The organism is Streptomyces sp. NPDC001544, from assembly GCF_042894285.1.
In the GTDB taxonomy this organism is placed as follows: domain Bacteria; phylum Actinomycetota; class Actinomycetes; order Streptomycetales; family Streptomycetaceae; genus Streptomyces.
Genome location: NZ_JBIAVN010000007.1, coordinates 206,949 through 229,996, shown reverse-complemented (window position 1 = coordinate 229,996; position 23,048 = coordinate 206,949). Strand labels below are relative to the sequence as shown.

General features: G+C 69.1%; 22 protein-coding genes and 6 pseudogenes. 15 read left to right on the top strand and 13 right to left on the bottom strand.

What is annotated here, in order from left to right:
• Positions 1-117 precede the first annotated feature (117 nt).
• The 5 genes and pseudogenes from ACFY0F_RS20420 to ACFY0F_RS20400 all read left to right on the top strand — a co-directional run.
• Positions 118-786: a DedA family protein gene (locus tag ACFY0F_RS20420; RefSeq protein ID WP_388795828.1), complete on the top strand. Its 669-nt coding sequence runs from the start codon at positions 118-120 to the stop codon at positions 784-786.
• A complete protein-coding gene (locus tag ACFY0F_RS20415) occupies positions 783-1,388 on the top strand; it encodes a phosphatase PAP2 family protein (RefSeq protein ID WP_388795825.1) in 606 nt (201 codons plus the stop codon). Before ACFY0F_RS20420 ends, ACFY0F_RS20415 begins: the two co-directional genes overlap by 4 nt.
• A complete protein-coding gene (locus ACFY0F_RS20410; RefSeq protein ID WP_388795822.1) occupies positions 1,385-2,197 on the top strand; it encodes a phosphatase PAP2 family protein in 813 nt (270 codons plus the stop codon). Before ACFY0F_RS20415 ends, ACFY0F_RS20410 begins: the two co-directional genes overlap by 4 nt.
• On the top strand, positions 2,151-2,813 hold the full coding sequence (locus ACFY0F_RS20405; protein WP_358507415.1) for a response regulator transcription factor: 663 nt from the start codon (positions 2,151-2,153) through the stop codon (positions 2,811-2,813). The genes ACFY0F_RS20410 and ACFY0F_RS20405 overlap by 47 nt, the downstream gene beginning before the upstream one ends.
• Before the next feature lies 1 nt (position 2,814).
• Positions 2,815-3,570 (top strand): annotated as a pseudogene (locus ACFY0F_RS20400) (sensor histidine kinase); the annotation flags it as partial.
• A gap of 412 nt (positions 3,571-3,982) precedes the next feature.
• Here ACFY0F_RS20400 and ACFY0F_RS20395 read toward each other — a convergent pair.
• Positions 3,983-4,081, bottom strand: a pseudogene (locus tag ACFY0F_RS20395) (3-oxoadipate enol-lactone hydrolase); the annotation flags it as partial.
• A gap of 89 nt (positions 4,082-4,170) precedes the next feature.
• Complete coding sequence (locus tag ACFY0F_RS20390) at positions 4,171-4,302, bottom strand: hypothetical protein (RefSeq protein ID WP_388796264.1); 132 nt, start codon at positions 4,300-4,302, stop codon at positions 4,171-4,173.
• A gap of 22 nt (positions 4,303-4,324) precedes the next feature.
• Here ACFY0F_RS20390 and ACFY0F_RS20385 point away from each other — a divergent pair.
• Positions 4,325-4,866, top strand: a pseudogene (locus tag ACFY0F_RS20385) (NAD(P)/FAD-dependent oxidoreductase); the annotation flags it as partial.
• Between the two features lie 141 nt (positions 4,867-5,007).
• On the opposite strand, the gene ACFY0F_RS20380 reads toward ACFY0F_RS20385, so the two are convergent.
• The 4 genes from ACFY0F_RS20380 to ACFY0F_RS20365 form a co-directional block, all read right to left on the bottom strand.
• A complete protein-coding gene (locus ACFY0F_RS20380; protein ID WP_388795819.1) occupies positions 5,008-5,502 on the bottom strand; it encodes a TetR/AcrR family transcriptional regulator in 495 nt (164 codons plus the stop codon).
• Between the two features lie 46 nt (positions 5,503-5,548).
• Positions 5,549-6,478, bottom strand: a complete 930-nt coding sequence (locus ACFY0F_RS20375) for an NAD(P)H-binding protein (RefSeq protein WP_388795816.1) — start codon at positions 6,476-6,478, stop codon at positions 5,549-5,551.
• Between the two features lie 330 nt (positions 6,479-6,808).
• Positions 6,809-7,639, bottom strand: a complete 831-nt coding sequence (locus ACFY0F_RS20370; RefSeq protein WP_388795813.1) for an alpha/beta fold hydrolase — start codon at positions 7,637-7,639, stop codon at positions 6,809-6,811.
• A gap of 425 nt (positions 7,640-8,064) precedes the next feature.
• Positions 8,065-9,000, bottom strand: a complete 936-nt coding sequence (locus ACFY0F_RS20365; protein ID WP_388795811.1) for a hypothetical protein — start codon at positions 8,998-9,000, stop codon at positions 8,065-8,067.
• A 179-nt stretch (positions 9,001-9,179) separates the two neighbouring features.
• Between ACFY0F_RS20365 and ACFY0F_RS20360 the strand changes: the two are divergent.
• Positions 9,180-9,369: pseudogene (locus tag ACFY0F_RS20360) on the top strand (CoA-transferase); the annotation flags it as partial.
• A gap of 363 nt (positions 9,370-9,732) precedes the next feature.
• Here the strand turns inward: ACFY0F_RS20360 and ACFY0F_RS20355 are convergent.
• Complete coding sequence (locus tag ACFY0F_RS20355; protein ID WP_388796248.1) at positions 9,733-10,041, bottom strand: hypothetical protein; 309 nt, start codon at positions 10,039-10,041, stop codon at positions 9,733-9,735.
• A gap of 627 nt (positions 10,042-10,668) precedes the next feature.
• Here ACFY0F_RS20355 and ACFY0F_RS20350 point away from each other — a divergent pair.
• On the top strand, positions 10,669-11,868 hold the full coding sequence (locus ACFY0F_RS20350; RefSeq protein WP_388795808.1) for a hypothetical protein: 1,200 nt from the start codon (positions 10,669-10,671) through the stop codon (positions 11,866-11,868).
• Positions 11,869-11,879: 11 nt separating this feature from the next.
• Positions 11,880-12,470, top strand: coding sequence for a hemerythrin domain-containing protein (locus ACFY0F_RS20345; protein WP_388795805.1), 591 nt, complete (start codon positions 11,880-11,882; stop codon positions 12,468-12,470).
• Between the two features lie 53 nt (positions 12,471-12,523).
• On the opposite strand, the gene ACFY0F_RS20340 is transcribed toward ACFY0F_RS20345, so the two are convergent.
• A complete protein-coding gene (locus tag ACFY0F_RS20340; RefSeq protein WP_388795802.1) occupies positions 12,524-12,679 on the bottom strand; it encodes a DUF6131 family protein in 156 nt (51 codons plus the stop codon).
• A gap of 104 nt (positions 12,680-12,783) precedes the next feature.
• Positions 12,784-13,137: pseudogene (locus ACFY0F_RS20335) on the bottom strand (hypothetical protein); the annotation flags it as partial.
• A gap of 195 nt (positions 13,138-13,332) precedes the next feature.
• Between ACFY0F_RS20335 and ACFY0F_RS20330 the strand changes: the two are divergent.
• Complete coding sequence (locus tag ACFY0F_RS20330) at positions 13,333-13,518, top strand: hypothetical protein (protein ID WP_388795799.1); 186 nt, start codon at positions 13,333-13,335, stop codon at positions 13,516-13,518.
• Here ACFY0F_RS20330 and ACFY0F_RS20325 read toward each other — a convergent pair.
• Positions 13,509-14,717: a PP2C family protein-serine/threonine phosphatase gene (locus tag ACFY0F_RS20325; RefSeq protein WP_388795796.1), complete on the bottom strand. Its 1,209-nt coding sequence runs from the start codon at positions 14,715-14,717 to the stop codon at positions 13,509-13,511. The genes ACFY0F_RS20330 and ACFY0F_RS20325 overlap by 10 nt on opposite strands.
• Positions 14,718-15,060: 343 nt before the next feature.
• Here ACFY0F_RS20325 and ACFY0F_RS20320 point away from each other — a divergent pair, with 343 nt between their 5' ends.
• The 3 genes from ACFY0F_RS20320 to ACFY0F_RS20310 all read left to right on the top strand — a co-directional run bounded on the left by ACFY0F_RS20320 (position 15,061) and on the right by ACFY0F_RS20310 (position 17,150).
• Positions 15,061-15,345 carry a GlsB/YeaQ/YmgE family stress response membrane protein gene (locus ACFY0F_RS20320; RefSeq protein ID WP_388795793.1) on the top strand — a complete coding sequence of 95 codons (285 nt, stop codon included), beginning with the start codon at positions 15,061-15,063 and terminating at the stop codon, positions 15,343-15,345.
• A 312-nt stretch (positions 15,346-15,657) separates the two neighbouring features.
• Positions 15,658-15,966: a hypothetical protein gene (locus ACFY0F_RS20315; RefSeq protein WP_388795790.1), complete on the top strand. Its 309-nt coding sequence runs from the start codon at positions 15,658-15,660 to the stop codon at positions 15,964-15,966.
• Positions 15,963-17,150, top strand: coding sequence for a phosphatidylserine/phosphatidylglycerophosphate/cardiolipin synthase family protein (locus ACFY0F_RS20310; RefSeq protein ID WP_388795787.1), 1,188 nt, complete (start codon positions 15,963-15,965; stop codon positions 17,148-17,150). The genes ACFY0F_RS20315 and ACFY0F_RS20310 overlap by 4 nt, the downstream gene beginning before the upstream one ends.
• A 575-nt stretch (positions 17,151-17,725) precedes the next feature.
• Here the strand turns inward: ACFY0F_RS20310 and ACFY0F_RS20305 are convergent.
• Positions 17,726-18,634, bottom strand: coding sequence for a LysR family transcriptional regulator (locus ACFY0F_RS20305; RefSeq protein WP_388795784.1), 909 nt, complete (start codon positions 18,632-18,634; stop codon positions 17,726-17,728).
• Between the two features lie 137 nt (positions 18,635-18,771).
• Between ACFY0F_RS20305 and ACFY0F_RS20300 the strand changes: the two genes are divergently transcribed.
• Positions 18,772-19,617, top strand: coding sequence for an inositol monophosphatase family protein (locus ACFY0F_RS20300; RefSeq protein WP_388795781.1), 846 nt, complete (start codon positions 18,772-18,774; stop codon positions 19,615-19,617).
• Positions 19,618-19,658: 41 nt separating this feature from the next.
• Positions 19,659-20,255 (top strand): NADPH-dependent F420 reductase, encoded by a 597-nt coding sequence (locus ACFY0F_RS20295; RefSeq protein ID WP_388795778.1) that lies wholly within the window; start codon positions 19,659-19,661, stop codon positions 20,253-20,255.
• 786 nt (positions 20,256-21,041) lie between these two features.
• On the opposite strand, the pseudogene ACFY0F_RS20290 reads toward ACFY0F_RS20295, so the two are convergent.
• Together ACFY0F_RS20290 and ACFY0F_RS20285 are read right to left on the bottom strand one after the other, a co-directional pair.
• A pseudogene (locus ACFY0F_RS20290) lies at positions 21,042-21,119 on the bottom strand (IS5/IS1182 family transposase); the annotation flags it as partial.
• A gap of 58 nt (positions 21,120-21,177) precedes the next feature.
• A complete protein-coding gene (locus ACFY0F_RS20285) occupies positions 21,178-22,614 on the bottom strand; it encodes an RICIN domain-containing protein (RefSeq protein WP_388795775.1) in 1,437 nt (478 codons plus the stop codon).
• Between the last annotated feature and the right edge of the window lie 434 nt (positions 22,615-23,048).

The window sequence follows — 23,048 nt, the reverse complement described above, 5'->3', positions numbered from 1 at the left end:
CCCATCGTCTACAGTTCAGTAGACCGTCTACAAGATTGTAGTCAGTCGCCGGATGCCCTCGCTTCAGCGTTTCGCCGCATCCGACAGTCCGGAAGAACGATGAAGGGGCCTCCGACGATGACCACAGCCGTACACCTATCGTCGCAGCTCGCCGTCAATGTGCTCGACGCGCGGTCGCTGCTGTCCGCGTTCGGCGTGCTGGGCGTGGGCGTGGTGCTGTTCGCCGAGACCGGGCTCCTGATCGGCTTCTTCCTCCCGGGCGATTCCCTGCTGTTCACGGCCGGTCTGCTGTGCACCGGCACCGCCGGGAGCGGCCTGAAGCTGTCGCTCGCCCCGCTCCTGGTCGCCGCGGCGGTGGGAGCGCTGGCCGGCTCACAGTGCGGGTACCTCCTGGGCCGTCGAGCGGGCGGCGCCCTGCTCGCCCGAAGCCGGTCGGCCCGCCTGCACGAGGGGGCGAGACGTGCGGAGGAGCTGCTGGAGCGCTACGGGTACGCGAAAGCGATCGTCCTGGCCCGCTTCGTTCCGGTGGTGCGCACGGTCCTGAACCCGATGGCGGGCGCCCTGCGGGTGCCGGTCCGGACGTTCACGCTCTGGCAGGTGACCGGCGGGCTGGTGTGGAGCCTGGGGCTCACCCTGGCGGGCTACGCGCTGGGCTCCTCCGTTCCGAACGTGGACCGCTATCTGCTGCCGATGGTCGCGGTGATCGTGGGACTGTCGCTGATTCCGGTCGCCTCCGAGGTGTACCGCTCGCGCCGGGACGCGAAGGCGAAGGAGGCACGCGGATGATCATCGCCCTTGACGGCTCGTCGGTCGACGGCCCGGCCTACACCGCCGTGGTGAACCTCGCCCGGCGCTCCCCCGTCTGGCTGGACGACACGGTGTCGGCCTGGTCGGCGTACGGGCTCGTCCTGTTCGCGGTGCTCATGGCCGTCGGCTGGTGGCACGCCCGGCGGGTGGGCGCCACCGCGTCCGTGACGGCGCTCGCCGTGCCGTTCGTCGTGGTCGCGGCCTTCGGCGTGGACGCGGTGCTGAAGCTGCTGGTGCGTGAGGACCGGCCCTGCCAGAGCCTGCGGGTGACCACGCTGGAGGCGTGTCCGGCGCCCGGCGACTGGTCCTTCCCCAGCAACCACGCGGCCATCGCCGCAGCGGCGGCCGTCGCCCTGCTGTTCGTCTCCCGCCGACTCGGCGCGGTCGCCGTGGTGGCCGCCTGCGCGATGGCCGTCTCGCGGGTCTGGGTGGGCGCGCACTACCCCCACGACGTGCTGGCCGGGATTGTGGTAGGCGCCGTCTCCGCCCTGCTCGCCATGTCGGCACTGCTCAGGCGTGCGGAGGCCGCGGCCATGCGGCTCGCGGCCACCCGGCTGCGTCCGCTGCTGGTGGTGTCGTGAAGCGCGGCGAGGCCGCCGAACTGGCCGGCAGCTGCGGGCTCGGAGCGTGGACGGCCTTTGGCGTGCTGACCATGGTCGTGGTGGGCCACGACGGCATACCGCTGTTCGCGGACGCCGACTTCCTCTCGTCGTCCGTCGGCCACCGGCCCGACGTGGCGGTGGTGCTCGCCCGCGGGCTGACCGACACCGGGACCGGTGTCATCCCGTACGCGCTGGCGGTGCTGGCCGCGCTCATCGCGGGGCGCACCCCACGGCAGCGCGGGCTCGCCGTGGCGCTCTGTCTGGGATGCCTCGGTGCGGGCCAGGCGCTGCGGTACGCGGTGATGGCACTTGTCACCCGGCCGCGGCCACCCCTGACGGACTGGGCGACACATGCCTCGGGATGGGCATTCCCGTCCGGTCACACCACCACGGCGGCCCTCACCGCAGGATTGCTGATCATCGCCATCCGCATACGCGGCCCGCGCGGCACGACCCCGCTCACCCTGGTCATTGGCAGCTGGGGCGCGCTGGTCGGGCTGACCCGTGTCTACCTCGGCGTGCACTGGTTCACCGACGTCGTCGGCGGCTGGCTGTTCGCCCTCGGGTGGCTCGGCCTGTATGTGAGCGCTGTGGCCCGCTGGCTTCCCGGCCGATGGGCCCTCGGCACGACGGACACGGACACGGCGCGCGGGACGGCAGAACCGACGGGCAGCACAGCAGGGGGCCGAACTCACGCGACACCGGAACCGACGGACGTGGCACGAGAGCAGAGGGAGGACCATGCGCCGGACGATCCTGGTCGTCGAGGACGATCACGCCCTGCGTGACGTGCTGATGCGCGGACTGCGCGCCGAGGACTTCGACCCCGTGCCCGCACCGGACGGCGCCACCGCCCTGCGACTTGCCACCGCCGACATCTCCGCCACCGTGCTCGACATCGGGCTGCCCGACGCCGACGGACGGGACGTGTGCACGGCCATGCGCGCGAACGGGTTCCTATCCCCCGTCATCTTCCTGACCGCCCACCACCGGCTGAGCGACCGACTGTCAGGGTTCTCGGCCGGAGGCGACGACTACCTGCCCAAGCCCTTCCACCTCGCCGAACTCGCGGCCCGCCTGCGGGCAGCCCTCAAACGGGCCACACCACCGCATGCCGTCACTGCGGGAGACCTGACGCTGGACGCAGTCCAGCACGCGGTCAGTGTCCGAGGCATCGGGGTCGGCCTGACACCGATCGAGTTCCATCTCCTGGCGGCGCTCATGGCTGCAGCCGGCGGCATCGTGCGCCGCCGCGAGCTGGTCGGGGCAGCTTGGCCAGAGGGCGCCCAGGTCCACGAGAACACCCTCGACCAGTATCTGACCCGCCTGCGCCGAAAGCTCCGCGCAGCAGGCAGCGAGCGGACCATCGGCACGGCACGCGGGATCGGCCACCGGCTGTCATGAGCGGCACCCGGCCGAATTAGCGCGCCTCGGTACCTCGCTGGACGCCATACTGGACCGCATCCACACCCTCCTGCGCCACGAGCGGCAGCTCACCGGGGAACTCTCGCATGAGCTGCACACACCCCTCAGCCGGATCATCGCCGAACTCGACTGGTGGCAGACCCATCCCCTCACCGCCGAGACCCACGCCACCCACAAGGTAATCGCGGAAGCCGCCCAGACCATGCGCACCATCTGCGACACCCTCCTCGACGACGCCCGCGGCGGCACACTCACCGCTCCCGGCACCGCCGAGGTCCTTTCTACGTTGCGACGCCTCACCGAAGTCCTCGGCATGCCATCCCACTTGACGGTTACCGCCGACGGCCGCCCCTGAAGGCCGGATTCCCACCCGCCCTCCTCGAATGCATCGTCAGCCCGCTCCTGTCCAACGCCTGCCGTTACGCCCGCTCACACATCGCCGTCCGCGCCTACCGCACATCCGACGGCGTACGCATCGATGTCATCGACGACGGCCCCGGCGTACCGCCCCCGTTCGCCGGACAGCTCTTCGAGCCCGGCCGGCGCGCGGATCCCGGTGACGGACACGGCGGTGCGGGCCTGGGTCTGCCGTTGGCGCGACGCTTGGCCCGCTCCGCCGGGGGGCGAGGTGACCCACGACCCCGGACACACTCCCGGGGCACGGTTCGTGGTCGTGAAGCGCATAAAGCCGGAGGTAGCCAGGCTCGTCGCCTGCCGCGCGCTGCGACTGGAGTGAAGCCATCCCAGTTCAGCTGCCGGTGGCCAGCCAGCCGATCCGGCCTCCCGCACTCACTGACCCGGTCGCACCGGGAGGGGCCGCACCCCTCCTACGGACGGATGAGCGGGTGCGATCGCAAATCAGACACCCGAGAGAGTCACAGGCATGCGGATCGTACGAGCCACCGACCGCATCGCGCGCATCCAGCGCGTTCGATCTCGACACAGGAGCCGCACCGGAGTGCTCCGGTGCGGCTTCGCCGTCTCACGGATCCGCGCAGAGAACCCGCCACGACGGGCCTCGCCGTATCACTCTCGTGTCACACCGCAATCACCAACTGGGCAGACCGTCCCGGACCAAAACGCCCTGACCTGTAATTTCCTGCCCGCGCTGGACTGCCGTAGACACCCCTGGACGCTTTCTACAACCTGTGCCATGTGGTACCCAGTGAGGGACCGAGGATCAGGACGGGAGCCTCTTCCGGCCCGTCAAAGCGGTATTGCAGGGTGTTCGACGGTGTCTCACTCACGCCTCAGACCCTCTCACGTCTCACGACTGCCCCTATGACGAGGGTTGCGACTGCGCAGGTCTGACCAGGTGGTAGACCTCCCGGGCCGCCTAGCGCTTGAGGCTTCGGACTATCTCGCGCCGGGTTTTGCCCCTGGGGCGTTCGTAGTAGTCCTGGGTGCGCGGGTCGAGGCGCAGGCGGGTCTGCACGATCCGGTGCAGGGCCGCGTTCTCGCTCCGCATCTCTGGCCCGCGACCTCGAGTCCGCGACCGCGACATCGCCGTGGTCGTCGGCGGCGACACCGCCATGGAGGAAGCCACCTTCCTCACCCGCTTCGCCCGCTCCGTGACCGTCGTCCACCGCCGCTCCACCCTGCGCGCCTCTCAGGTCATGCAGAGCCGGGCATTCTCGGACGACAAGATCTCCTTCTCGTACGACACGGAGATCGCAGAGATCAAGGAAGTGAAGGGCATGCTGGCCGGCGTCGTGCTGCGTGAAGTCTTCACCGGCAAAACCCGCGCCCTGGACGTAACCGGCCTGTTCATCGCCATCGGCCACGACCCGCGCACGGAGCTGTTCAAGGGCCAGTTGGAGTTGCACGACGACGGCTACATCAAGGTCGCCTCGCCCTCCACGCACACCAACATCCCCGGCGTCTTCACCGCCGGCGATGTCGTCGACCACACCTACCGCCAGGCCATCACGGCCGCTGCAGTGGCTGCCAGGCCGCACTCGACGCAGAACGGTATCTCGCCGCGCTTGCCGACAACAGGACCGAGAAGGCGTTGACCGTCGCACCGCCCTGACGGACTCGGGCTCCCGGGGCGGCCTCCCGCTTTAGGAGTTCGATCCGAGCGCAGTCCGGCTGGTGCCGACGACTGCCATCCTGCGCGTCGGTCAGTTGGCGGGTCAGACCGCCTCGGGCGGCACCACCGACATCCTCACAGTCAGCCATGGATGTCGGACACGTGGTCTTGCGGGGTGGGTGACAGCGCGGCGCGGGCGGCGGAGAGCACCTGCCCGGACAGCGGGGAGTTCTTGGTGGCGCGGGCCAGGAGGAGGGCGCCGAGCATGGTGCACAGCCGGGCGATGCCGTCCTCGTCGTCGGTGGCGAGCCACTGGGTGAAGTCCTGTACCCCTTCGGCGTAGGCGCGGTGCGCTCCGTGGTCGCCGCTGTCCCGGGCCATGTCGGTGGCGAGCGCGGCGACGGGGCAGCCCGAGGCGGGGTTGTCCCGGTGCCGGACGGACAGGTACCCGTCGATCAGGGCCTGCTGGGCCTCGACACGGCGACCCTCGTGCTCTTCGAGTGTGGTGGCGTGGAACTCGGCCAGTTCGCCGAACGCGTGGGTGACCGCCTCGTCGATCAGGGCCTCCTTGGAGGCGCACGCGGGTTGCCACGTGACCCCACGGTCGGGGTGAAGGTCGTGCCACAGGCGTGGCACTACGGGCCCCCAGGGTCCTTCGCTTTTCTCAGGGCGGTTGTCGGCGTTAGCGAGTGAACAGCTCGGGGTTCTTGCGGACGAAGTCGGCTACTCCTCCGGCGGACCGCCCGGTGACCTCTGCCATGCCTTCTGCCTGGCGGTCATAGCGGCCGTCCAGGTGCAGGCGAGCCATGGTGGAGATGTGCTGACGTACATGGGCCGGCAGTTCCAGCGCTGCGAGATCGTTGTCCAGCCATTCCTGCAACGGGACGGCCGTGTAGCCGACCGTGTGGTGCAAAGCATCGGAGATCTCCGCGGCCAGGCCGGCGACGTCCTCTGATCGGGGGCCGGTCAGCTCGTAGGTCCGGCCGATGTGACCGGCTGGATCGGCCAAGATCTCCTCGACGACCGCGGCAACGTCATCGGCCGCGATCGGGGAGGTTCGCGCCTCGCCGAAGGGCCACCTGATCACGCCGTCCGCGGCGATCGAGGAAAACACGGCCTGGAAGAGCGGGTTCTCCATGAAGACGGTGGGCCTGACCTGGACCACGGGCAGGCCTGACCAGTCGAGAACCTGCTCGACCAGCCACTGCTGTCGATGCTGGTGCGACTCGGAGCCGCTGGTGGCGTCCATCTCGGAGACGGTCAGCTGCGACATGTTCACAAACGCCTCCAGCCTTCCGTAGGCGCGCGCGACCGCCGCCGTGGTCACGGCAGCCAGCAGGTACTGGTCCGACACGGCCATGCCGAAATACATCCGACCGCAGCCGTCGAGGGCGTCGGCGACATCACGAGCACACGTCAGATCTCCGACCACGACCTCGGCGCCCGTCGCGCGCAGCGCCTGGGCACGGTCGTCATCCCGGCGCACCAGAGCACGGACCTGGAGGCCCCGGCGCCGCAGCCCCTGGACCACCGTTCTGCCGACAGCTCCGACGCTGCCCGCAGCGCCGGTCACCAGAATGGGCCGCATGCCTGCTTCCGGGCTGTAGTCCATGTCGGCAGACTGCGGCCCGCATGGCCAGGACGCAACCGGGGCGCGTTCTCCCGACCTCCGGGGCCGGAACGGTGGCCGAAGTGACTACCGCCCGCGTGCGGAGCCGGCGCGGCAAGCTCTTGGCGGCCAAGGCCACAGCAGCTCTCGCACCGCGCTGATCCATCAGCAGAGCGCTCATTGCGAGGACCGGACCTGCCTGAACGTGTGGTGTCCGTCGCTGAATGAGACGGAAACGAGACGGCCGGACGTCCGCCGGACCAGGTGCGCTCCCCCATGCGAACTACGGGTACGCAAGGGAACGGGCCGGACGCTGAGGCCAGCCCGCCGGGGTCAGGAACGGATGAACGCGAGGATGTCCGGGTTGAGAACCTCCGGGTGCGTCGACAGCATCCCGTGCGGATAGCCCTCGTAGGACTTGAGGGTCCCGTTCTTCAGGAGCTTGACCGTCAGGGGTGCCGAGTCGTCGTACGGGACGACCTGGTCGTCGGTTCCGTGCGCGACGAGGACGGGCACCGTGATCTGCTGCAAGTCCTCGGTGAAGTCGGTCTCGGAGAACGCCGCAACGCACTCATAGTGCGCGTTCGCCGCGCCCATCATGCCCTGGCGCCACCAGTTGTCGATCAAACCCTGCGACACCTGCGCTCCGGGACGGTTGAAGCCGTAGAACGGCCCCGAGGGAATATCGATGAACGACTGAGCCCGGTTGCCGGCAACGCCCTCACGGAAGCCGTCGAAGACCTCCATCGGCAGGCCGCCCGGGTTGGCCTCCGTCTTCAGCATCAGCGGTGGCACCGCGCCCACCAGGACCGCCTTTGAGACACGGCCGGGCTTAGCGCGGGCGACGTAGCGGGCGACCTCGCCACCGCCGGTGGAGTGGCCGATGTGCACGGCGCCCCGCAGGTCGAGTGCGTCGGTCAGGGCGGTCACGTCCGCGGCGTAGGTGTCCATATCGTGGCCGGTCGCGGTCTGGGTGGAGCGCCCGTGGCCACGGCGGTCGTGGGCGATGACTCGGTAGCCCTGCGCCAGGAAGAACAACATCTGGTTGTCCCAGTCGTCGGCGCTCAGCGGCCACCCGTGGTGGAAGACGATCGGCTCCCCATCCCGAGGACCCCAGTCCTTGTAGAAGATCGTGGTGCCGTCGTCGGTCGTGACTGTACCCATCGCAGGTCCTCCGCTCGTCCAAGCGCACCCCCAGCTACAGAGCAATGGGTGCGGGGCACGCGGGACTTCACGCCCAGCGGGCGCGGTCCGGATATATGGCCCACGTTACGCCCTGCCCCTGCGGGCCACATCCGCAGCTTGTCGGCGTCCGCCAAGTCTCAGAGATGGCATCAAGCTCGCCCGCCCGTCGTGGTGGCTCGTGGCCCTGCTCCTGGGATCGGTCTCGAACTTGTTGATGGTCAGGCCACGAGCAGAAGCGCCGCTCCCGGCATCGGGGCCGGCCGTACCCTCGCCCACCGCGGGCACCTCCCGTCCTCAGCGGGCCAGGTCCGCGCGTTCTGACCCGGATCGGTGCAACTCGGGGTTTGTGAAGCTTGCGGTCGTCAGGGGGTGGCGACGGCTTTCAGGATGGTTCGGCTCCTTCATCAAGCGTGGCCGCTGGATTGGCGGAGGTCTCCGATCCATCTCAAGGCGGACAGGGAGGGCATGAAGAAGTATTCGCCGCCGCGCAGCACGTTGAATGTCTGGATGCCGTGGATGCGGCGCCGGACCGGATGTTGCGGGATGGTGAACGTCGCCCCGTCCTCCTGCAGCCCGACGTTCGGATCGCGTTCGTCGCCCAGGTCCATTAAGTTGCCGTTATTGATCCACTCCTGCTGCAGAAACTCCAACTTTTCGGGCCATTCCACGGTCAGGACGTTCACTGGCATCGCCGTGAGGTCCGTGCACAGCTGGACCTGAAGATCGAAATCGAATGGTCTCGCCTGTAGCTCGTCCGCCAGCGTCGGATAAAACACGTCCGGGCCAATCGTGAGGTCGAGATCACGATGGATCACGTGCGTGGCGCTCTCCGCGGCCGGCGCGACACGTATCTTGGCGATGTAGTCCCCATGACGTACCGCGCCCATGCTCCAGAACGTGGTGAGCAGCGGATTGCGCACATGCGTCTGCGTTGCCACTCTCACGATCGCGAATACCTCGTCCCATGCCCACTCTTGCTGCTGCAGCTGACCCTTGCCCGTGAGCACATCCGCCAGCAGCTCGTGAAGACCCGCCTTGCCGCGCGTCACATAATCCTGCGCGTTGTTCGCGATGTCCTCGATGAACAGGTAGTGTTTCGCCGTATTGCTGATGAAGATGGGATTATTTTTGAGGACGAGGTCGAAGGTGGTCGAGTCCGGCTCGTCTTCGACGAGTTTCGGTCCGTCGATATCGAATATTTTGATCGCGAAGCCAAGGCCGGGTCCGAGTTGTGCGTCCGTGCCCAGGTGGGTGGACGTGCTGGAGAAGCGAATCAGTGCGCCGTGGCGGCCCGGCTTGGCATAGATGCCCTGCGCATACGCCGCCGGCACATCAGCCAAGATCTCGACTTCTGCCTTGACCAGGCCGAATGACTTCGCGTGCGCGCCGCGGACGGCCCGCCCGGTGCCCTCGGTACGCGGCGATTCACGGCCCTTTTTCTCCCAGAAATCGATGATCTGCGCCAGCAGCTCGTCTAGATGGGGATCGAAGCTCTCGACCTCAGGGGTATAACGAACGAGACCGGCACGGCAATCTTGTCATTTGCAAGGCCGCCGCCAACTTCAACCCGCTGGCCGCCATGGCGGGCAGGGTGACCGTTGCCGAGGTCGAGGAACTGGTCGGGCTGGGGCGAACTCGCCCCCGGTGCCGTGCACCTGCCCGGCATCTGCGTGCAGCGGGTCGTGGCGCTGAACGCCGACGAGGCCGCCGGCAGCGGGGACGAACCGGAGCCGCGCGTACACGATCCGATGGAGCGCCGCGTTGGCCTGGCTGTCTCCCGCGCGGTGAGCCGCCAACATCGCTCCTGCCCTGATGAGTGCTCGATGGGGCTGGCCCCGGACAGCGCTGGGAACGATGCCTCGTTGTCGAGGCGTTCCGGGTTGTCCACGCGCGGGACGGTCTCCTCCTGCGGTCAACGGCAACGAGAAGGTCACTGGAACGGTGAGTGTGCTGGGCATGGGCATTACGACGGCGCGTGCGGGTGCGCTGACGAACGCGGCATCGGGCACTCATCCGGCATCGGAGATACCGACATCGGCCTTCCTGCGCCCACCCAGCAGCTGAGGCGGGGCTCATGGTCGGGGGTGGGCCCGATGCCATGGTGGGCGTGCGTCGCCTCCGCGGTGCCCGGCCACGGAGCCGCAGCGTCGGCACACCCGCTGCACACGGTCGGCCGCACCGCCGGATTCCGGGAAGGTGTCGGGCCAGCTGACATGTGGGAAGCGAACGAGTTGCGAACGGCTCAGAGACAGCCCGCACACGGTCTCGTTCCGGCCCGGCTCCCAGGCGTGGACCTCGCCGGCGGGCAGCCTGCGCCGACCGTCCTCCTCGTCGGTCCACTGCCCGGAGGCGGCAACGGCGTACCGCTTGCCGCGTTTCAGGGGACTGAGCATGCCGCGGGAGCTCTGTTCTCGGTCACCTCGGCACCGTCCTCCCCTCGGGTTCCGCCCCGATCTGGTCGGCCGCCGCGTGAGGTCGGGCGGCCCGCACCCGGCGAGTGCCACGGAAACCGCCGCCGCACACGCACGGGCGCGGACTGCGCCGACGGCGGGGGCCGGCCAGCCGTATGCAGGCCGGAGGCGGTGGGCGACCGCTTCCGAGTGGCGGGCTCGGTGTGGGTCCGGTGACCTGACTGGCCCCGCCCAGCCTCCTAACGGTCGACCGGACAGCGATGAGGCGAACGTGACGGAGCGGGTGTGAGGGCGTTCACCTGCGGCGAGTGACTCCGTGCGGCTGAGTCGGACCTTTGTCCACACGTATCGACTGGGGCGGCACGGGGACCTCTCAGCGGCAGTCGGCGTCGACTGTGCACCCGATTCCGGCCGTGCCATGGTTCACCGACGTTGTCATCTCACCTGACCCGGTAGAGGGAACCCCGCGCCGCTTGGGCGCAAGCGGTGGCTGAAAAGCAGCGATGACGGCGAGACTCGAAGGCGGACCTGTGCTCGTCGTCCGGGGCGGGGTACCCGCCGGCGCACGAGTCGCCCGCCCCCCCAGGAGGCACCCCCATGACCTTCAACCCACTCGAACAGCGGGGCATCCCGCTGGATCGGCAGCTGCGCAGCTGGCGGGAGCTGAACGTGCAGCCCATCGACCCCGACCGCTGCGATCCCTACACCCGGTGCCGGATCATCACGATGAACGGCATCGAGGTGGAGGCGATCCTCTTCAGTCACCAGCTCGCCCGGAACACGGCCGACCCGGAGGTCAAGCGGCAGCTGGCGCGGACCCGCTACATCGAGGCGCAGCAGCAGAAGGTCGTGAACTGGCTGCTGCCGGGCGTCTCGTCGGTGCTGGAGACCACGATCGCCTACGAGCAGGTCGCCGTGGACCTGACCGCGTGGGTGGCGCGGATGGAGCCGGACCCCTACCTGAAGCAGGCGTACCAGTTCGGTGTCCTGGAGGACTTCGACCACCTGTACCGGTACGCCAATCTGTACGAGATGATCGAGCACCGCAAGGCGGAGTCGATCGTCGACAACCTCACCGAGGTCATGCCGGGCCGGCCCACCCGGTACCACCACCGCGATCCGGTCGACAACGTCCGCGACCCCTACGACAAGGACGCCACCAACCCGCTGTCGAAGCTGCACGCGCTGACGATCATGTCGGCGGAGCAGCAGACGATGAACTTCTACATGAACACCGGTCCCACCTACATGGAGCCGATCGCCCGCCAGCTGTACCAGGAGATCGGGCTGATCGAGGAGGAGCACGTCACCCACTACGAGTCCCTGGTGGACCCGGGCGAGACGTGGTGGGAGCAGCTGGTGAACCACGAGTACAACGAGTGCTATCTGTACTACTCCTTCATGGAGCAGGAGAGCGACCCGAAGGTGAAGGCGATCTGGGAGCTGCACCTGAACATGGAGCTGGAGCACCTGCACACGGCCTGCGACCTGATGCGCCGCCACGACGGCCGTGAGCCGCAGGAGGTACTGGCGCCGGAGCTGCCGAACGTGCTCACCTTCGAGCCGAACAAGCAGTACCTGCGCGAGCTGCTGGACACCCAGATGGACCTCACGACCCTCGGCGCCGGTCACGTGCGCGAGGCGCACGAGCGGTTCGAGAGGATGCAGGAGCAGATCCACGGCGGCGAGGCCCCGCCGAGCGACCGGGTGATGGCCGAGCACGACGCGATGTTCGGCCGCGAGTACCGCGTGCAGACCGAGGGCGAGCACCCCGACCCCGCCCAGCGCGAGAAGTGAGGCCGCCGCACATGTCCGAACTGCAAACACCTCAGGCCGGCGACGACCGGGCACCCGACATCGACGTGGTGGGCCTGCTGATCCGTCAGCACGGCGACATCCGCAACCTGTTCGACGAGGTCGAGCAGAGCCAGGGTGAGGAACGCCGGGACGCCTTCCACCGCCTCGTACGGCTCCTGGCCGTGCACGAGACCGCCGAGGAGGAGGTCGTCCACCCCTTCGTCCGCCGGGCGGTCGAGGGCGGCGACCAAGTCGTCAAGGACCGTCTCGCCGAGGAGAAGTCGGCCAAGGAGACCCTCGCCGCCCTGGACGACATGGACACCGACGACCCCAAGTTCATGCCCCGGCTGATGCAGCTGCGCACCGAGGTGCAGGAGCACGCGAGGGCGGAGGAACGCTACGAGTTCGCCCACATCCGCCGCAGCACCGATGTCACGAACCTCGCGGCCATGGCCAAGGCCGTCAAGGCCGCCGAGGCGATGGCTCCCACCCGGCCCCACCCCGGTGTCGAGTCGGCCACTGCCAACGTGGCCCTCGGTCCGGTGGCCGCACTCATGGACCGCACGAAAGACGCCGTCCGCAAGGTCATGGGGCAGAGCTGACATACCGGAGCCGTGCAGTCGGCCGCCTCGAGCACGCCAAGGAGGCAGCGTCCTCACCAGTAGTGCCTGCGGCCGGCGACTGCGTGACCAAGCGAGCCCATGATCCACAGCACGGCACCGATGACGGCGAGGATGATGCCGATGGTCCACAGAATGGAGATGCCGGTGACGAAACCGACGACGAGCAAGATGATGCCGAGGAGGATCACGGCTGCCTCCCGTTGAGGTAGTACTTCCTTCACTGTGCGCCTTCAGGGGCGTTTTGTCGCACTGGTTCCCGGGCGGCAGCCGCCAGCGGGGAGAACCGGTCGCGTCAGTGCTGCATCCAGCGCCAGTCCGGCATCGGTGGCATGTGCGGCATGGAGGGCGTGTGGGGCGTTCTGCTCATGGCACGCTGCCACATGCCCCGGGCCTGCTCATCGGGCCGCTGCTGTTCTCCGTGCAGCGCGTTGAGGATGAGCAGGCCGCCTGTCAGCGCGGGGACCGTCCACTGCAGGAGGCCGAGCCGCCGCTGCGCCCTCTCGGTGTCGACCGGGTGCTCGCGGGCCTCTTCGGTGTCTTGCGGGTCGCTGGAGGACGCCAGCTCGATCTTCTTGCCCAGTACCCGGTTGTAGGCGGTGGCCGCCAGAGCGGCTCCGGTCAGAACTGTCTCGGCCACGGTGGAGGCGGGACACAGCGGCAGCGTGTGAGCTGCTGCTTCGGCCTGCCAGGCACCATCGCGCGAGCAGGATCGCTGCTACCGCCGACAATGCGCTGGCGGCGTAGACCTCATGACCGGCCACTGGTTCCTCCTGCCGGTTAGGGACCGCGCCGAATTCCGTTGCCCGGTTTGGGCCGAAATCAGTCTCGACTCCTGAGCACGGTGGCCGAGCTGACCACCAACAGCGTCGTCCTCGGCGCCGGCTCGGCCACGCTGCGGATCCGGGCCGAGAGCGACCGGATCGGCTGCGAGGTCCACGACGGCGGACTCGCGCCACATATCGCCGTTCTCCTCCCCTGCCACCCCACCGCCGAGCATGCCCCGGCCCCAGTAGGGGCTCAGGAGTAGGCCGTCGTTGCTGCGGGGTCGGGGCTCGGTCCGGCCGGACGGCTGCGATTGCTGTGCCAGTCCAGTATCAGGACCGTGGCGTCGTCCTTGAGGTTGCCGTGGCAGGCGTCGAGCACCGCGGCGGTCAGGGTCCGGACGGCTTCTCGCGGGTGCAGCGCGCGGGTGTCGTGGATGACCGAGGCCAGGTCGACGGCCGCGGCGCCGCGTTCCTGCATTCCGTCGGTGAGCAGGACCAGGCGGTCCCCGGGTCTCAGGAGGAGTTCCTGTAGGCGGTAGGTGGTGGGTGCCGCCACCCCGAAGGGCAGGTTGACGGCGAGTTCCACCTCTTCGACGACGTTGTCACGCAGCAGCAGGGGCCGGGGGTGGCCGGCGTTGACCAGTTCGCACAGGCCCGTTGCGAGGTGGACGCACAGCAGCTGTCCGGTGGCCAGACCGCGGCTGTGGCTCAGCAGGGCCCCGTGGGCGTGGCGGGCCTGCTTGAGGGCGTCACAGCCTTTGCGACGTGCCCGCCGCAGCGCGCCGACCAGCAAGCTGGCCAAGAGAGCGGAGTCCGTGTCGTGACCCATGGCATCGGTGATCGACAGGTGCAGAGCGTCGCGGTCCAGCGTGTAGTCGTAGGTGTCGCCACCGATGTCGTCGGCCGGGACCAGTCCGGCGGCCAGAGTGAACTGGGCCGCCTCGCAGCAGGAGGCCGAGGGAAGCAACTGGTGCTGGATCTCCGCCGCCAGGCTGGTCTCGGTGGTGCGCCGGCCCTGGTGGTACAGATCGGTGAAGCGGCGGTCCGTGACGATGATGTAGGCCAGCGCGTGGGCCGCGTGACGGACCTGGCGCAGCACGGTGTCGTCTGCGGACTGCAGGCTCATCTCCAGCACGCCGATGCAGTCGCCGCGGTTGGTGACGGGCGTGATGACGCGTTGCCCGCCTTGGCCGTCCGGTTCCACATTCTGGCGCTGACTTTGCAGAACGCGGTCGTAGACGCTGCCCTGCAGGTCGATCGGCTCGCCAGGGTCGGCGGCCTTGTCACCGGTCGCGGCGAGGCGTACCAGTCGCTGGCCGATGAGGTCGACGAACAGGAAGGACACGGCCTCGGCACCGAACCGCTTCTGCAGGTCGTGTGCCACCACCTCGACGGACTCACCGGGCGGGGCCGCTTCCGCAGCGGCCAGCAACTCGCCCAGTTCCAGATCTCCACCCTTCACAGCAACCTCCCGTCGGTTGCCGCACCTTCTTCCCCGAGTCTGTGCACCCTCACATACTTTGCCCATTTTGCCTGGTCAGAGCGGCATTCCAGATCGCTGCGAGCGCATCCCGCCTTCGTCAGGCGGCGTTCGTACGGGGGCCGCTCATCCAGAAGCCGGCACCCGCGTGTCCGACCGAAAGATCATTACGGCGCCGTTAGCCGCCTGACGTCGCGACCGCGTCGACGGCGGGAGATGGGGTCAGGAGCCGGCACGGCCGGGTTCGGGGAGGATGTTTGTTCGGGCGTGATCGGTGCAGACGATGAGCTGACACAGTCTTTATCTGACGAAGTGAAGAGGCATCATGGGCATCATCGCGTGGATCATCATCGGCCTGCTCGCCGGCGCCATCGCCAAGGCTTTGATGCCGGGCAAGGACCCGGGCGGCATCATCGTCACCATGCTCATCGGCATCGTCGGCGGTCTGCTCGGCGGCTGGCTCGGTAAGGTCATCTTCGGTGTCGACTCCATCGACGGGTTCTTCGATCTCTCCACCTGGATCGCCGCGATCGCCGGCTCCGTCATCCTGCTCGCCCTCTACCGCCTCGTCACCGGCAACGGGCATGCACACCGTCACGCGACCCGTTGAAGGCCCAACGTCTCCGGACACACCTGGACGGCTCCCTTCCTGTTCGCAGGGCGGGAGCCGTCCCCGTGTTTCCAGCCGGGCCACCGTGGCTCAGCCGCCGGTTGCCGGCATCCTGGGTCCACCGTCCCCCCCTCCGTCCGAACCGGCGTCTGGTTCTCTCGTCGTAGGCCGGGGGCTCCCTGTCCTGGCGCGTCCTCGGCCTCTGCTTCAATGCCCCTGGCGGGCGACAGCCGCACCGCCCGTACTCCGGCCGGCCGGTGTCCCGCGGGGACCTCGCCGACGGTCGGCGAGCCGAGGGAAGGGCCCCCAGACGTGGACGAATTGATCAGGGTGGCCGTCGGCCCGGTGGAGCGCGCCCCCGCCGTGAGCGCGGTCGGCGCCGGGACGAACCACTTCTCCGCGCCCGAGGTGAGGGTGGCCGCCGCGGACGCGGTCGGCGAAGGCGGCGCCCGCCCGGTGCTCCCGCCGACGCGAGTGATCGGCAAGGCCGGGGGCGTGCCGGTGCTCGCGCCGTCCGCTGCCCATGTCCTCGACGTGAGCGGGGCGGCCTCGCCGCGGCCGGTCCGGCCCACCGGGGAGCAAGCCCTCGCCACGCACCGAGGCCATGGGGATGCGGCATGACGGCCGCCGCCGAGCGCAGCGCGGTACTGCCCGAGAGCTCCCAGCGGCTCAGACGCCGCCTGGAGCGGCTGATCGGGGTGGCCGCGACCGAAGGAAACGAGCTCGTGCCGCTGCGCAACGGGGACCGGATATTCCCCGCCATGCTGGAGGCGATCAAGGGCGCCCGGTACACCATCGACATGATGACCTTCGTCTACTGGCGGGGCGAGATCGCGCACGAGTTCGCCGGCGCCCTCGCCGACCGGGCCCGCGCGGGCGTGCGGGTGCGACTGCTGCTGGACGGGTTCGGGGCCAAGGAGATCGAGCGGGAGCTGCTGGAGCGGATGGGCGCCGCCGGGGTGCAGGTGGCCTGGTTCCGCAGGCCACTGTGGCTGTCGCCGCTGAAGCAGAACCACCGCTGCCATCGCAAGGCGCTCGTCGTGGACGAGCACACTGCTTTCACCGGCGGCGTCGGCATCGCCGAGGAGTGGTGCGGCGACGCCCGCCATCCGGGTGAGTGGCGCGACACCCACGTCCGTCTGCGCGGTCCCGCCGTCGACGGCGTCGCCGCCGCCTTCGCGCAGAACTGGGCGGAGTGCTGCGACGACCTGTACGACGAGCGCGACCGCTTCGCCGAACACGAGCAGCACGGCACCAGCGTCGTCCAGGTCGTGCGCGGCTCCGCGAGCCTGGGCTGGCAGGACATGCAGACCCTGCTGCGCGTCGTGCTCACGTCCGCCGAGCGCCGCTTCCGCCTGGCCACCGCCTATTTCGCGCCCGACACCTACTTCGTCGGCCTGCTGTGCGCGACCGCCCGGCGCGGAGTGGACGTCGAGATCCTGCTTCCGGGCCCGCACACCGACCAACGGGCCTGCCGACTGGCCGGTCAGGGCCACTACGCCCGTCTCCTCGACGCCGGTGTGAGGATTTTCGAGTACCAGCCGACCATGATGCACGCCAAGATCGTTACGGTGGACGGGATCGCCTCGCTCATCGGCTCGACCAACTTCAACCGGCGTTCCATGGACCACGACGAGGAAGTCATGCTCGCCGTCCTCGACGAGGAGTTCACCGCCACCCTCGACCACGACTATGACGACGACCTGACTCGCGCCGCCCCGGTCGACCCGGGCCGCTGGCGTCGTCGCGCGGCCGTGCAACGGCTGCGCGAGACCGCCGTCGTGCCCGTACGCCGCTTCCTGTGACGGGTTGCGAGGTCCCTGGGCCAGCTTCGAGCCCTCGTGGCGGGTCAGGAACCCCGGGAGGATGCGCACTGCCGTGCCTGGCTTGTCGTCCCGACAAGCCGGGTCCTGCACCCGGGCGGCACACGCACCGAACGAGACGTTGTCGACGAACGCCCGCTCGCCTGCGTACCCCACCCAGATCCACGCACAACTCGACGCCGTCCGTGAGACCCTCCAGCGCGGCCGAAGGACCCTCACGGTCGGGCCGAGACCCATGGCGAAGTGGTTGCGGGTACCCACCGGAATGACCACGAAGGGCAGTGATCGAGTCCTACCGCTGTACCGGGATCGATGGGACGGTTGTTGACAAGGCGTTGACTCTCGTCCACTCCTGACTGGTATCGGCAGGGAGACGTCACGCTAACTCCCGCGCCGAACGGCGGCTCGACGTCCCGGAGTGACGCTGCTGGACGCCGCCCACCCCATGTCACCGTTCGCCGGGGAGGGCGCCTGACCTCGCCATGCTCGACGGCGCCTACGCGTTCCGGCCGCAGCGGCGGCCAGACCGACGCGGTGAAGCGGCCGGACGGCGCCGCCTACGACGACGCTCCGCCCATGGCCAGCGCGGTTCGCGCCAGCCCGCGCAACCAGGCGTGGGCGTGATCGGTGTCGTAGCGCTGATGCCACGACAGGTAGACGGGTGCGAGCGGTAGCTCGACGGGCAGGGGGAGCGCGACCAGGCCGAGGTGGGCGACCGCGGAGCGCGTGGTGGCTTCGGGGACGCTGATCAGGAGATCGGAGCCGCGCGCGAACTCCAGCGCGGCCGCTTCCGTGGGCGCGGTCGCCACCACGCGGCGGGTGAGGCCGAGCCGCGCGAGGGCGTCGTCGATGGCATTGCCGAGGTTCCCCCGCCGCGAGACGGTGACGTGCTCGGCGGCGGCGTACTGACCGGCGGTGACGGTCCCGCCGCGGGTGAGGGGATGCCCCTGCCTGACGACGATGACGAGGCTGGACTCGCCCACCTTCTCGGCGCGGACCTCCGGTGCGCTCGGGCGGTTGGCGTTCGCCTCCAGGTCCACCTCGCCACGCCGCAACTCCGGTGTGTCGATGCTCGATTCGGCGACGAAACGCAGGCGCACGCCCGGCGCCTCTTGACGCACGGCCGCGAGCAGCGCGGGGCCGCTCAAGGCGACCAGGGAATCGTGCCAGCGGAGGGTGAACGTGCGCTCCAGTGTCACCAGGTCGAGTTCACGGCTCGGTGCCAACACCCCTCGGACCTGGTGAAGCAGCTCGTGGACCTGTTCGCGGACGGCAATCGCGTACGGCGTCGGGGTCATCGTGCGGCCGGTGCGCACCAGGATCTGGTCCCCGGTCGTACGCCTGATCCGGCCCAGACTCCGGCTCATGGCTGGGGCGGTGACATGCAGGCGTGCAGCCGCCCCGGCCACGCTGCCCTCCTCCAGCAGTGCGTCGAGCGCGGCCAGCAGGTTCAAATCCAATTGCATGGGAGTAATCCTAGCCGTGCTTTACATGCATTTGAGGTTAATCGAGGTGCTGTATACCGTCGAGACCAGAGCGCCTCACAAAGCACTCAGCTCGGCCCGAACGGCCTCACCACCCCGCACTTACAAGGGAGTTCGCCATGCCCGCAACGCCGAAGACCACGGTCTCCGCCGCCAGCACCACCGCCAGGCACGCCGCCGCCTCGGACGCCGACCTGCTCGACCAGACAGCGGCCGCCGTACGTGCGGCCGGTTCCGCGCTGCGCGAGCGCTTCGGCGCGGTGGTCCGCTACCAGACCCGCGAAGAGCTGATGCGCGCGCTCGCCGCCAACGACGACACGGCACTGGACATCCTGCGCCCCCGCCTGACCCACCTGCGCCCGGACGCGGGGTGGGTGGAGGACGAGCTGGGCGGCGGGGCGCTGCCGCCCGGCGAGTGGTGGGTCGTGGATCCGGCCGAAGGCAACGTCAACCACCTGCACGGCCTGCCGGAGTGGGCGGTGACCGCCACCCTCGTACGGGACAACCAGCCGGTGCTCGCCGCGGTCCACCTGCCGTTGACCGGTGAGACCTACACCGCGCGCACCGGCGCGGGCGCCCACCTGGACGGTCGGCCGCTGCGCGTCTCGCAGACCGCGGACCTCGGCCTGGGCATCGTGGCCACCAGCCAGGCCCGGCCGGACGAGGACGACGACGTCGTGCGGCGCGTCGGCTCCTCCATCACCGCGATGCTCTTCGACGCACTCGTCGTCCGCACCGCCGTGCCCGCGACCCTGCACCTGCTGAACGTGGCCGCCGGCCGGATCGACGCCTTCTGGCAGTTCGCCGGCGCCCGCGCGGACCTGCTGCCCGGGGCACTGCTCGTCACCGAGGCCGGCGGACGGATCTCCGACGCCGAGGGCCACCCCTGGACCCCGCGGAGCGAGAGCTTCCTGGCCGCCGCGCCGGGCATCCATGACCAAGCCGTCGCCACCCTCTCCCGCTGACCGCGCACCACACCCCGCACGCACGGAGGAACCAGATCACCATGCCTGAGATCGCAGTTCTCGGAAACGGCCGCGTCGGCGGCAACCTCGCCACAGCCCTCACCCGGGCAGGACATGAGGTGACCGTGGCCGGCCGCGCGCCGGGCGCCGCCGCCGACGCGACCCGCACAGCCCGGATCGTCATCAACGCCACGCCGGGCGCCGGATCGCTGGATCGGCTCGCCGCCCTGCGCGAGGAGCTGCGCGACAAGATCCTCGTCGACGTCTCCAACGCCACCGTCGACGGACCGGACGGACTGCCCGCCGACCTGATCCACCCTGGCTCGAGCCTCGCCGAACAACTCCAGGAAGCGCTCCCCGAAACACGCGTCGTCAAAACCCTCAACACCATGCTCTTCCCGGTGATGACCGCACCGGACACACTCACCCAGGCACCGACCGCGTTCCTCTCCGGCGACGACCCGCAGGCCAAGCAAACCGTCCGCGAACTGCTCACCGACCTCGGCTGGCAAAAGGCGTGGATCACCGATCTCGGCGGAATCCAGAGCGCCCGCGCCACGGAGGCCGCAATACTGTTCGTACCGCACGTGATCCGTTCCACCGGATTTGCGCCCTTCGCGATCTCGATCGTCCGCTGATCCGCACACAGTGCACCGACGCAGGCGGGCTCACATTCAGAACCAGCGCAGCGAAGGCCGGCGATTCAGCACCGGACAGCGCCCCGTGGCCGCACTTACCCGGACCGTCGACTTCGCACCGAGGAATCGGCCCAGCCAACGGCGTACGCAGTTGCGGAACTGGTCGCGAATCCGCTCGCCGACACCGGCCTCACACTCGCCGATCCAAGTGCGCGTGCGCGCGTAGCGCGGGGTCGCACAGCGCCGGACGGCATCGCGCTGCCGCTGCTCTACTCCTGCGACGTGTAGCGCTTGGAGCAGTCGCTGACATGATCACCAGTGTGGACCTCGTCCAGAGTCGCCAGAGTGCGCGGCGCCCTCACTGCTCAGCCGATCTCACGACGAAGCCGCACCGGAGCGCTCCGGTGCGGCTTCGTCGTCTCGTGGCTCCGCGTAGCGGTCTCGTGGCGAGGCCGGCGGGACCTCGCCGTATCACCCGCCTCCCACACAGCGATCACCAACTGGGCGGCCCCTCAGACCCGCGTACGCTTGCCGCTCGCCGCCCCGGTTCATGCGACGCTACTGCCGACTGCCCGAGGAGCGCTCGACGGGGCTGACCCCGCACAGCGCCCCAAGGACGCCCCACTGCCCAGACGGGCAAGCCTTGCGCAGGTGCGGAAGAGCACTGCGTTGCCCAGCCCGGCCGGTTCCTCCCTCGGCTGCGGATCGGCACGGATGAGGACGGCCTTGAGCTGCGACTTGCCGCGCCGACGGCGGTCGGCCCGGTCGAACCGCGATGCGTGTGGCCGTGACGGTGAAGGCCAACGGCCGGCCCCGTCCGTCGCAGGCGAGGTGGATCTTGCTGATCAGCCCGCCGCGGGAACGTGTACGACACGAGCGACGAACGCGGTGAGGCATGTCCCTGACCACGGCGTGTGTCCGCTCAGGCGGTGCGCTCCAGGAACTGCTGATTGGTGCCGGTGCCGCAGGGCCACTGGATGAACCGGGCTCCGTTGGCCGCGGACGCGTCCTTCACGTCCAGGCACTTGCCGCTGTGCCGGGCGACGAGGTGGTAGTAGCCGTTGCCCTGATCCTGGAAGAGCCACTGCTGGTTGGTGCCGGTGGTGCACTTGTACTGGTTGACGTAGGCGCCGTCCGCGGTGGAGGCGTTCGAGACGTCCAGGCACTTGCCGCTGTGCTCGGCGACGACCTGGACGTAACCGCCGCCGGCGTCGGTGAGCCGCCACTGCTGGTTGAGGCCGCCGTTGCAGTCGTACTGCACGATGACCGCGCTGTCGGCGGCCGAGTTGTCCGAGACGTCGACGCACCTGCCGCTGTGCCGGGCGACGAGGGTGTAGTACGGGCCGCCGCCCACACCGGTGACGGTTCCGGCCGCCGTGTCGACGGCGATCTGCGGGTACCACGGCAGGTCCATGGTGGTGTTGGTGGGGAAGGTCAGCGGCAGCCAGACGTATGGGGAGTCCTCGACCGTGCCGCCCATGGAGTTGCCCCAGCGGTCACCCATGTACAGGTAGGAGGTGCCGGCGGTGCCCTGGACGGGGAGGACGAAGGCCGTCTGGGATCCGTAGGCGGTGTCGTTGCCGACGTCCGTCATGGCCGTCCACGGGCCGGCCAGGCTGGTGGCGGTGGCGTATCTCTGCTGGTTGGGCTTCCAGCCGCTGTTGCCCGAGGTGAGCATGAAGTAGACACCGCCCCGCTTGAACAGTGCCGGAGCCTCGCGGTAGGTGCCGGGCCACGGGTTGGCGACCAGGCTGGTGACCCCGGTGTAGTCGGCGGTGAGCTTGAAGATGTCGAGGTCGGCGTTCTCGTTGGCGGAGGAGACCAGGTAGGCCGAGCCGTCGGTGTCCTTGTACAGCGTCATGTCCCGCGAGGTGATGCCGAGCGGCCGGAAGCTGCCCAGGTAGGTGTAGGCGCCGTCGACCGTGTCCGACACCGCTACGGCGACGCGGGCCTGGGTGTAGTCGGTGGCCAGTTCCTTGTGCATCCACATGACGTACTTGCCGGTGGTGCTGTTGTAGATGACCTTGGGCCGCTCGATGTTGGCGGAGGTGAGTTCGGCGGCGCTGCTCTGCGTGAGGACGTTGTTGCGGAACTCCCAGGTCTTCAGGTCGGTCGACCGGTAGACCGAGACGGACTTGAAGGAGTTGTCGGAGTGGCGGTTCTCGCCGAACCAGTAGTAGTAGGAGCCGACCTTGATGACGCCACCGCCGTGGGCGTGGACCACGGCTCCGGTGGTGTCGGTGAACTGGGTCGCGTTGGTGACGGTGACCGAGGCGGCCAGTGCGGGTGCACCGGCGGCCACGAGTCCGAGCACGCCCATGAGGACGGCCGACAGAAGCAAGCAGATACGACGGACCATGGGGGTTCCTTCATGGGAAGCCGGCTGGAGGGCCGGGCCGGTGCCGGGTTCGGCTCCTCTCGGGTGGCGGCTCAGCCACCCGGGAACTTTGAGAAATGTCAGAAGGTGTGCGTTTCTGCTGGAGCACGGTAGGGCCCGACAGAGGCCTCGTCAACGCTTCGAGCGAAGCCGACCTCGATCCCCCACGCCTGAACCATGCCCGCGAATACGTCCTATGTTTAGCTCGATCACCGAGGCACCCGCAGGGCCCCCGCAAGTACTGCGCAGAAAACCTGCGGCACAACTCTAGACAGAAGCGCCAGGCGTATTCGTTAATCCATCCAATGTCTTCGGGCGGAGTCAGATGGAGAGCAGGACTCTCACGGCTCCCCGGACCCACCGGTCGAGCCGCGCCGCCGCCTACCCCAAGGCCGCTGCCCCCGGGCGCCATTCCG